The 9578-nt window shown below is 43.4% G+C and carries 10 protein-coding genes; 5 read left to right on the top strand and 5 right to left on the bottom strand.

The window, feature by feature from the left end:
- Positions 1-1027, top strand: a 1027-nt coding sequence (locus JGK11_RS22625; protein ID WP_293193108.1) for a right-handed parallel beta-helix repeat-containing protein, incomplete at its 5' end; no start/stop codon positions are given.
- A 112-nt stretch (positions 1028-1139) separates the two neighbouring features.
- On the opposite strand, the gene JGK11_RS22630 is transcribed toward JGK11_RS22625, so the two are convergent.
- Together JGK11_RS22630 and JGK11_RS22635 are read right to left on the bottom strand one after the other, a co-directional pair.
- Positions 1140-2045, bottom strand: coding sequence for an alpha/beta hydrolase (locus tag JGK11_RS22630; protein WP_293193107.1), 906 nt, complete (start codon positions 2043-2045; stop codon positions 1140-1142).
- Between the two features lie 14 nt (positions 2046-2059).
- Positions 2060-2506, bottom strand: a complete 447-nt coding sequence (locus JGK11_RS22635; RefSeq protein WP_293185115.1) for a SufE family protein — start codon at positions 2504-2506, stop codon at positions 2060-2062.
- Positions 2507-2603: 97 nt separating this feature from the next.
- On the opposite strand from JGK11_RS22635, the gene JGK11_RS22640 reads away from it, so the two are divergent.
- Positions 2604-3239, top strand: coding sequence for a methyltransferase domain-containing protein (locus tag JGK11_RS22640; RefSeq protein WP_293193106.1), 636 nt, complete (start codon positions 2604-2606; stop codon positions 3237-3239).
- Between the two features lie 146 nt (positions 3240-3385).
- Here JGK11_RS22640 and JGK11_RS22645 read toward each other — a convergent pair whose 3' ends face one another.
- Positions 3386-3748: a hypothetical protein gene (locus JGK11_RS22645; RefSeq protein WP_293212981.1), complete on the bottom strand. Its 363-nt coding sequence runs from the start codon at positions 3746-3748 to the stop codon at positions 3386-3388.
- Between the two features lie 323 nt (positions 3749-4071).
- On the opposite strand from JGK11_RS22645, the gene JGK11_RS22650 reads away from it, so the two are divergent.
- The 3 genes from JGK11_RS22650 to JGK11_RS22660 all read left to right on the top strand — a co-directional run bounded on the left by JGK11_RS22650 (position 4072) and on the right by JGK11_RS22660 (position 6863).
- Positions 4072-4800 carry a response regulator gene (locus JGK11_RS22650; RefSeq protein WP_293185111.1) on the top strand — a complete coding sequence of 243 codons (729 nt, stop codon included), beginning with the start codon at positions 4072-4074 and terminating at the stop codon, positions 4798-4800.
- Positions 4801-4810: 10 nt separating this feature from the next.
- Positions 4811-5419 carry an adenylate/guanylate cyclase domain-containing protein gene (locus JGK11_RS22655; RefSeq protein WP_293193104.1) on the top strand — a complete coding sequence of 203 codons (609 nt, stop codon included), beginning with the start codon at positions 4811-4813 and terminating at the stop codon, positions 5417-5419.
- Positions 5420-5927: 508 nt separating this feature from the next.
- Positions 5928-6863 carry a fused MFS/spermidine synthase gene (locus JGK11_RS22660; protein WP_293185108.1) on the top strand — a complete coding sequence of 312 codons (936 nt, stop codon included), beginning with the start codon at positions 5928-5930 and terminating at the stop codon, positions 6861-6863.
- A 112-nt stretch (positions 6864-6975) separates the two neighbouring features.
- Here the strand turns inward: JGK11_RS22660 and JGK11_RS22665 are convergent, their stop codons facing one another.
- Positions 6976-7413: a hypothetical protein gene (locus JGK11_RS22665; RefSeq protein WP_293212983.1), complete on the bottom strand. Its 438-nt coding sequence runs from the start codon at positions 7411-7413 to the stop codon at positions 6976-6978.
- Between the two features lie 204 nt (positions 7414-7617).
- Complete coding sequence (locus JGK11_RS22670) at positions 7618-9399, bottom strand: ABC transporter ATP-binding protein (RefSeq protein ID WP_293212999.1); 1782 nt, start codon at positions 9397-9399, stop codon at positions 7618-7620.
- Positions 9400-9578 lie beyond the last annotated feature (179 nt).

Here is a 9578-nt window from a genome sequence, read left to right on the forward strand (position 1 = left end):
TCAAATCGAGAGAGCCAATCAAAATCAAAATCAACTGCAATCTCAAATATCCGACTTAGAAAATCAGTTAGAAAATGGGCGTCAAACTCGATCGCAATTAGAGTCTCAACTAGAAACTGCTAACAGAGAGCGATCGCACATTTACGCCCAACTCTCGGAAATGCAAAGTCAAATCGAGAAAGCAAACCAGAGTCAAGCTCAACTTCAATCTCAAATATCTGAGTTAGAACATCACTTAGAAACAGTATATCAAGAACGGTTGCAGCCAACACCGGAAATTACTGCAACAGCGGAAGAATCACCAAAAGCTGAATTACTAGATAAAAACGCCGAGTCAACCCCAGAAGCAGCAATTTTGAAAAATCAAGAATTTGTAGTTTCTCAGCAAGGCGAAGGTGACTATACCACTATTAGCGAAGCCCTAAAAAATGCTGTTTCAGGTACGCGAATTTATGTGCATCCGGGTGTGTACAAAGAAAGTATAATAATCGACAAATCTGTGGAAATTATCGGCAACATAGAAGCGGGTAGCGTCACTGTTGAAAGCAGCGATTCAAACTGCATTCAAATGGCAACAGACAGCGCTTTAGTCCGAGGATTGACAATTAAAACAACAGGAAAATATTACGCTGTAGATATTCGCCAAGGCGAGTTAATCGTAGAAGACAGCGATATCACTTCTGCCAACTATTCTGTGGTAGTAATCTGCGGCTCTAATGCTAATTCAGTAATCCGTCGCTGTCAAATTCATGATGGAATATGGAACGGAATCTTTATCTCGGATAATGGCAAAGCAACGGTGGAAGATTGCAATATCTATAATAACGGCACTCTGGGAATAGGTGTCGGATTGGGAGGAAAATTGATTGCGCGCAGGTGTAGAATTAATGGTAATGAAGGTGAGGCGATCGCAGTTTACAGAGATAGTATTGCTACGGTGGATGATTGCGATTTAACCGGCAATACTGGGGGTGCTTGGCGGATTGCAGATAACGGATATATTCGCGGGAAAGGCAATCAAGAATAGAAGAAGTCATTAGTCATTTGGGACGGGCTAGAAGCCCATCCCACAAAAATCTTTTTTATTGTGGGATGGGCTTCTAGCCCGTCCTAATTATTTTTGCAAGAAGTCTATAATCTTAAACAAAAGACTTAACCGCATTTGCCAAATCCGCCGCATACTCTTCGTGCAAGCCCAAAGAACCAGGGATAACTCGCGATTCTACTCCCGGTAATTGGGCTAATACTTCCATTTCCGCCTTAGATTTGGGCGGTGCTTTCTCAGCAATTACAACCATCACCGGCACTGCTAATTCTTGGAAGTTGGCGACAAATTCTTCTCGGGTTTTTGCCGGATCTAAACCACCAGTTACAAAAGCCGCCGAACCAAATCTCGCACCTACTTGCTGCGTGACTTTCCATTTGTTTTGGATGAAATCGGGGGTGACTTTTGCTGCATCCGCGTAGACGTGGCGGCGGTACATTAAACCCAGGAATGACGGCGCAGTGTTCAGTTTGTAAAGGAATTGACCGAGTAAGGGCGATCGTACTAATTCTCTGACAATTCCGTGCCAGCCGCTTTGCTGTTTGCTCATCGTCGGTAAAGGCCCGCGCCAAGTCGGTGCAGCTAACACAATTTTTGACCAAACATTCGGCTTTGACTGCGCTAATTGCATCGCATAACCCGCAGCGTGACCGGCCGCAACTACAGCCACAGGACTGCTAAAAGTAGACTCAACAAAATCCTGAATAAATTGATGATATAATTGCGGTTCGTAGTCGGTGCGCGGGCGATCCGAGTCGCCAAAACCAGGCCAATCTACACTCACAACTTGAAAGTTAGGCGCCAACAATTCCGCTAAAGGACGCATTTCTGCTCGTGTTGAAACCGTACTGAAAGCTGGCAGCAATAATACGGTGTTTCCTTGTCCTCTGGTTTCGTAAATAACTTTGATTTGCGTTCCTTTCCAGTTCCAGAGATATTCTTGAACTGTCGCGGGATAGCTGCCATAATTAGATTGGATTAAATCAGCAGTCTGAGTCACAGCTTTTGCTCCTGTTAATTTGCTTCTGCTTGCGCGCTAACTTCGCAACCCAGTGCCTTGTTTCTCATCATTTGAAAGATGTTATAAAATCCGTTAGCGCGAGAAGGTGTCAGGCTCACATTCAATCCCGTATCTTGAATAAAATCTGGGGTAACGCTGACTATTTCCGCAGGCGTCAATCCGCTTAAACCTTCGACGAGCAAGCCAACTAATCCTTTGACTAGCTGAGCGTCTGAATCGCCTTCAAAGGAAACTTTTCCGTCGGCTAAAGTTGCGGTAATATAAACTTGTGACACGCAGCCAGAAACTTTGTTCTCTGGCTGTTTATTGCTTTCGGGAAATGGTGGGAGTCGCTTGGCATACCACAGCAGTTGTTCGTAGCGCTGTTTCGGATCGGAGTGTCGCTGGAAGCGCTGGACAATTTTAGCTAGGGTTGGCGGTAGCGCGGTATTTGCGGACATGATTTCGAGTAGCGGTTTACATCGCTAATATTATACATTTCATTTTAGCAGTCGGTGCGGGCGATCGCCAATCAGAATAGGTTATTGTAGAGAAAAATTGCGTGAAGCGTTCGCTCTCCCCTTCCCGAAGGCTAGCTATCCCGTTATTAATCGCCCTACAAATCTCAACGGAGGAAATATGGTATTTGGTGCAGTTGACGAACATTGGTGCCGAGTTGTGATGAACCGCGAAACTCGCAACATCGTTAAAAGCTTGCAGCCCGATCGATTAAATACCTTAGAAATCTCTGGCGACAGTTGGGGCAAATTAGAATCTTTTCAAAGCTATAAATCCGTCAAATATCCAGAGTTTGACATTTGCGAGTGTTGCCTCGATCAAACATTTGATTTAATCATTGCCGAACAGATATTTGAACATTTACTTTGGCCTTACCGCGCTGGCAAAAATATCTATCAAATGCTCGACAAAAACGGTTATTTTTTAATAACTATACCGTTTTTGATTCGGATTCACGATTACCCTAACGACTGCTCTCGCTGGACAGAAACAGGAATCAAATACCTGCTGGCTGAATGCGGTTTCAATTTAGAGCGCATCCAAACAGGCTCTTGGGGAAACCGCGCTTGTATTGTGGCAAACTTCTCAAAATGGGAATATTACAATGCTTCCATTCATTCGTTAGCAAATGAGCCGGATTTTCCCTTAGTAGTATGGGCTTTGGCGCAGAAATAACACCCCGATCGAGCGATTTGAGATTTGAGATTTTTGGTTTTAGATTTTGGATTTTAGATTTTAGATTACCGAAGAAGACTGCGCCAAACTACGAGAGAGTCGATCTTACAAAACAACGTTAGCTGAAGCAGTCTTGGCGATCGCACTCAACTCAAGTCCAAGGGCGGCAAACCGCGCAACTGACGCAGGGAATTGATGCACAACTGACAGTCGCAGCCAAACAGCGCCGCTGCTGCATCGCTTTCTTCCTCCGTAAAATCTAGCATCGCCACCGGTTCTTGATTCGGGCGCTGCCAACCGATTCTGGCCTTGGAATTAGCAGCAGCAGCCTTACCGGGAAGGCGCATACAAGTCAGACGTTGGGTGTGGGGCGATCGCACGCAGGTTGGCGCATCAGCCGATTTACCCGGTGTTTCGCCTATGTTTTGAGTTTGGGCGATCGCGCTCAAAGACATCAGAGATCCAAACAGCGTCGGACTTACAAGCAAAGTGAGGAGCAATCTATTCATGTGTCGTCCATAAGAACTTTAACGTACACAGTAGCGGATTATCTGTGGCAATTCAACAAGGTTTTTGGCTTGCATCAGTACAGTTTGCCGTTATTAAGGTTTAAAATCCGAATATTTTTTTATCAAACTTGCAATAATTCCCCGTATTGGCAAGCAGATTTTTGCGATCGGTATCGCCTGTGCTTCCCAGTTTAAGATTTGTTGCAAGTTTAGAGAATTCCCTTAGCTAGTGATAACAAAATCATTCAATGTGGGTAAAATAATGTCAGTCAGGGCAACTCGAAGCAGCGCACAAGTTTACATCGGAAACCAGGTGGGGAGTGATGAGTACAGTTTTAGTTGTGGAAGATTCCCGCAGCCAGCGGGAGTGCATTTCACATCAGTTGAAATGCAGTGGATTAAATGTAATTCAAGCATCTGACGGTGTGGAAGCACTAGATAAAGTTGAGAGAAGTTACCCGGATTTAGTATTATTAGATATCGTCATGCCCCGCATGGACGGTTACGGTGTTTGCCGTTTAATCAAAGCTAATCCCGAAACTCGGAATATACCAGTAATATTTTTAACCGGCAAGGGACAGCAGCTAGCTTTGTTCTCCAGGGCGATCGATCGCGCCGAGGCGTATGTTAGCAAACCTTGGCAGCCCAGGGAACTTTTGGCAACCATCAAAAAAGTCTTGATGAATGCCAATATTAAGTTCGATCGGGCTTCGGCTGACGCTTGGACGGAATACGGCATTTTAAACTTAAGTACCATTGAATTGTATCAAAGTCGCGCCGATGCTTGGACAAAATACAGCGCCCAAATTATTAAATTGTACGATACCAGCATAGCAGCTTTTCAGCAAGCTTTGGCAATTGAACCGACTCACTCGACAGCCAACAAGTATCGCAACCGAGTTCAGACTATCCGGGCAATTTTGATGAAAAAGATTGAGCAAAATCAACCTTGCAAAGTCTGCGACTATTATTACGGCAAAGATGGTATCAATTGTGCAGTACATCCCGCTGGTCGCCCTCAGCCTTTTTGTCGCGATTGGGAGTTTAATTAATTCAACTACAATGAAAACAAATAACCGCACCAACTTGGAAAAACTGCTGCAAGAAAGAAACGAAAACCCCCAAAGAATGGCAGAAATTGACGCCCAAATTAATGCAACTTTTCGTCAAAATCACACAATCTTGGTAATGGATATGTCGGGATTTTCTCGAACAACTGTCCGTTACGGAATCATTCATTTTTTGTCAATGATTCACCGGATGCACGGAATTGTCAAACCGATAATTGCGGAATGTGGCGGTACTGTTGTTAAGGAGGAAGCAGACAATATTTTTGCAGTATTTCCCGATGTAAAATCTGCTGTGGAATCTGCAATTGACTCTCTGAAACAAACGGTGGCTGTCAACACGACTCTGCCGCCGGATATGGATATTTACCTCTGCATTGGTATTGGCTGCGGCGATGTTTTGATGCTGGAAGGAGAGGATATGTACGGATCGGAATTTAATCTAGCAGCCAAGCTGGGAGAGGATTTGGCGGAACGGGGAGAGATTTTGCTTACCTCAGCAGCGTTTGAAAAGTTTGAAGGTGATAAGCAAGATTGGGAAAGAATAGATTTTTCGATTTCGGGTTTGGAGTTTGTGGCGTATAAGCAGGTATCATCTACTTAATTTATCTCAGGTTTTTTTCACAATATAAAATAGAAAATTGATGAGAAACCCAGTTCCTTCGCAAATACCCGGTTAGTCTACGATTTTTAGTACATTCCTCGACGCAACTTGCACTCTTATAGAGGTTAGTCTTCTGGTACGTTGTTGCGCTTCAGCGCTCTTTGATATATAAAGTAGAAAAGGGTCATAAAGCGCAACAACCTTCAAAGAAAATTGCACTCTTATAGGGATTAGTCTTTAGGTACGTAGTTGCGCTTCAGCGCTCTTTTATATATATAGCCTTTCTCAAAAAGGTGAGGTATGACTGACAGGTTATATAACCACTGAAACCAAGAGGGCTCTCTTCCCAACAACGTCCGCGAATCTTTCGCTAGATCCGCTATAAATTAGAAAAGAGCGCTGAAGCGCAACAACGTACCTTTATTTAATCTCAAAAAAGATAGAGTTTAAAGAAAACAGGATTGACGCATTTCTAACCACTCGTGCGTCCAATAAATTAAAAAATCAGATGATTGACGAACAAAAAAATTGGCAAACTATCAATTTAGCGAATATTCAACAGAGGCTGGCTTGGGTGCAACAACAGCCGGATGGAGTTGTGTTTTGCAAAGAGTCGGGAGTTCACTATGTTGCAGTTAGAAAAGATAAAGGTCAAATTAAGCTATGTTTAGTAGAAAAAGTGAATTTGTATACAGATTTATTGCAATCTGTGTTCAACCTCAACAATCCTCTGCATTTAGTTTCAGAATATACCCAAGCGATGATGTTGGGTTTATTGTGGCAAAATCAACCTAAAAAAGTTTATATAGCTGGGTTTGGCGGTGGCAGAATTCCGTTAGTTATGCACCATTATTTGCCGGAAACTGTTGTAGAATGTGCTGATGTAGATGCGATCGCGATTTCAGCCGCCATTGAGTGTTTTGGAGTGCACTTCGACAGCAGACTCAGCGTAGCAATCCAAGATGGGAGAGAGTATCTAGAGCAGCAAAGCCCAGATGTGCAGTACGATATAATCATGACTGACGTGTTTTTTGGCAACGGCTACTTTCCGCACCGGCTAGCAACTAAAGAATTTTATGAACTTTGCCAAAAACATTTGTCAACCGCTGGAGTTGTTTTAGTAAATCTGCTGCAAAGAGATGAGTTTTATGCCCAAAAGGTGAAGACTTTTCAAAGCGTGTTTTCCCAGGTATACGTATGCCCTTGGAAGGATATTAATAGTGTTTTAATTGGGACTAACGGCCCTATTTTAGACAAAGACGAGATTGTTTCCAGAGCAAAATATGTGCAAGATGGACATGAATTTTCGTTTTCCTTGACAGACAGAGCTCTTGATGTGAAAATAGGTTCAGAATTGTCTCAGATTATAGCTAATTTAGACCAAGCTCAAATTTTGACCGACGATTTGCCACCCGCCGGTTATTTTGATTCTTGGTTATTTTGATATCCAACACAACAAAACTGGTTCGTAGTGAGGACTTTAGTCCTCTGAAAATGAGGACTAAAGTCCTCACTACGAACTTAATTAGTATTTTTTTTACCGGATTGGATATAATTTATCCTTTAATATATTCAGCCATTTGCTTTTCTAGGCGATCGATCAATGTATCGACATCCGCTGCTGCGAGTTCAAAACAATCAGGGGGTGCGGGGTCAATTTCAAACAAAATTAGCTTGATTTCACCTTCGCCGATCGCCAAAATCGCTACCTCTTTCTCCGGTTTGTGAGCGTTTAGCACTCCTAAAATTTCCTGAATATGACTTTTAACTTGACGGTTTAACTCTTCTACTGCCTCTTTTTTACAGTACACGAAGCGTGGCGTTCCGGCAATATCAATGCCCAAAATATCGTCGCTTTCCTCTCCTCTTTCCTGAAGGAGTCCCCAAGCTAAAGCCGCCAATTCTTGTTTGTTGGCTGCTACAAATTTATCTAATTTGCGGCGCCAGTTATTTTGTTTTTTTTCTTCTGAATCAGGGCTACCAAATAAAAACATTTTTTCTCTTTGCTTGTAGAAACTAATATCTTACGGTTATTGGTTATTTGTTATTGGTTACTGGTTACTGGTTATTTGTGATTCGTTATTGGTTATTTGTGATTCGTTATTAGCAGACTGTGAATAACTAATTACCAATGCCAAATGCCCAATGCCCAATGACCAATTACCAATTAGCAAATTCAACCTAAAAGCGCAGCGCTTTTATTTTATACCAGATTGCACCCGCCAGAGCGACGCATAAACTCCATTATGTTCGATAAGTTGTTCGTGATGCCCCGATTCTACCACTCGCCCCTGCTCCATGACAAAAATGCAATCGGCATTACGGACAGTAGAAAGACGGTGGGCGATCGCAATTGTAGTCCGATTTTTGGTAATTCGTTCGAGCGATCGCTGAATTGCGGCCTCCGTCTCGTTATCCACCGCTGAAGTAGCTTCATCCAGAATCAAAATCGGCGGATTCTTCAACACAGCCCTCGCAATCGCAATCCGCTGCCGCTGTCCCCCCGACAATTTTTGACCGCGTTCCCCTACAATAGTGTTGTAACCGTCCGGCAATTGCGCGATAAACTCGTCAGCTTCCGCAATTTGAGCAGCATTTACTATCTCTCGATCGGTGGCATCAAAAGTGCCGTAAGCAATATTTTGGGCCACCGTACCGTGAAACAAGAATACATCTTGACTCACCAATCCGATCGCTCTCCGTAAATCTTTTAAATTCAGGGTAGTTAATTCTATGCCATCGAGATAAATCTGACCATATTGTACCTCGTACAGCCTCATAATTAATTTTACCAGCGTACTTTTTCCCGAACCAGTCGCGCCCACAATTGCCGTAGTCTTCCCCGCCGGCAGAGTCAGGGAAAAATACTGCAAAATCGGTTTTCTTTGATTGTAATAAAAGGTAACATTTTTAAATTCCAGCGTGCCTTTAATCGAACTAACCGGCAGCCGAATATCACCCGTGCGAATTGCGATCGGCGTATCCAACAAATTCATCACCCGATTAGTAGAAGCCATGGCGCGCTGGTATCGATCCATAGTATCACCCAGGCGGGTCAGGGGCCACAGCAACCGCTGCGTCAAAAACACCAAAACGCTGTAAGTCCCTACAGACAATCTGCCCGCCACTACCTCCAAACCGCCCAGAAATAGCGTTGCAATAAAGCCCAGGAAAATCACCACGCGAATTAGCGGAATAAAAGCTGCCGAAATTGCGATCGCCCGTCGGTTACTTTGGCGGTAAGCTTGACTTTGGGTTTCGATGCGCTGAGTTTCATAATCTTCGGAAGTAAAACTTTTAATAGTAGTAATTCCCGTCAGATTATTCGACAATTGCCCGTTCAAAAAACTCACCTTTTCCCGCACATCAGCATACAGTGGAGCAAGGCGATTTTGAAATGCAAGCGAGCCCCAAATAATAAAAGGAATTGGCAGCATTGACAGGATAGCAACAGCAGGAGATGCTGCAAAAAAAGCGGCGCTAATCACAATTACCGTCGTACTTACCTGAATCACTTCATTGGCACCACCGTCTAAAAAACGTTCCAGTTGATTGATATCATCGTTGAGAATCGAAATCAAACCGCCCGTGCTGCGTTCTTCAAAATAAGCTAATTCTAATTCTTGTAAATGGCTGTAAGCTTCCAGACGCAAATCGTGTTCGATATCCTGAGCCAAATTGCGCCACAAATAATCATAGGCATATTCAAAAACCGATTCCAAAGTCCAAACAATCAAACTCAAAAAAGTAATGATTGCGAGTTGCAAAACGACATCTTTTATGCCCCACTTAGCAAGGATAGAATCTTGTTGTTTCACCACCACATCAACGGCAATACCGATTAATGCTGGTGGCGCTAAATCAAAGAATTTATTCAGCAGCGAACAAATACTTGCCAGCCAAGTTTTCAGGCGGTAGCGGCGCCCGTACTTCAGCAGCCGCTTGAGGGGATGGACAGGTTTAGAGGGATTTGGTGACAATTGAGGATGGGGATAATTGGACAAGTTTTAGATTGTGCAGTTATTTTTATGGTTTTAGGAACGGGCTAGAAGCCCATTCCACAATCTTTGAAATTGTCTTTGGGAACGGGCTAGAAGCCCATTCCACAATCTTTGATTTTTTCTGCTGGAACAGGCTAGAAGCCCATTTTACAATCTTT

Source organism: Microcoleus sp. PH2017_34_RAT_O_A, assembly GCF_020737885.1.
Taxonomy (GTDB): Bacteria; Cyanobacteriota; Cyanobacteriia; order Cyanobacteriales; family Microcoleaceae; genus Microcoleus.

Bases quoted from the DNA above. Each gene is read 5' to 3' on its own strand.
- JGK11_RS22635 (WP_293185115.1), bottom strand. From the start codon at position 2,506: ATGTCCGCAAATACCGCGCTACCGCCAACCCTAGCTAAAATTGTCCAG.
- JGK11_RS22645 (WP_293212981.1), bottom strand. From the start codon at position 3,748: ATGAATAGATTGCTCCTCACTTTGCTTGTAAGTCCGACGCTGTTTGGA.
- JGK11_RS22650 (WP_293185111.1), top strand. From the start codon at position 4,072: ATGAGTACAGTTTTAGTTGTGGAAGATTCCCGCAGCCAGCGGGAGTGC.
- JGK11_RS22655 (WP_293193104.1), top strand. From the start codon at position 4,811: ATGAAAACAAATAACCGCACCAACTTGGAAAAACTGCTGCAAGAAAGA.
- JGK11_RS22660 (WP_293185108.1), top strand. From the start codon at position 5,928: ATGATTGACGAACAAAAAAATTGGCAAACTATCAATTTAGCGAATATT.
- JGK11_RS22665 (WP_293212983.1), bottom strand. From the start codon at position 7,413: ATGTTTTTATTTGGTAGCCCTGATTCAGAAGAAAAAAAACAAAATAAC.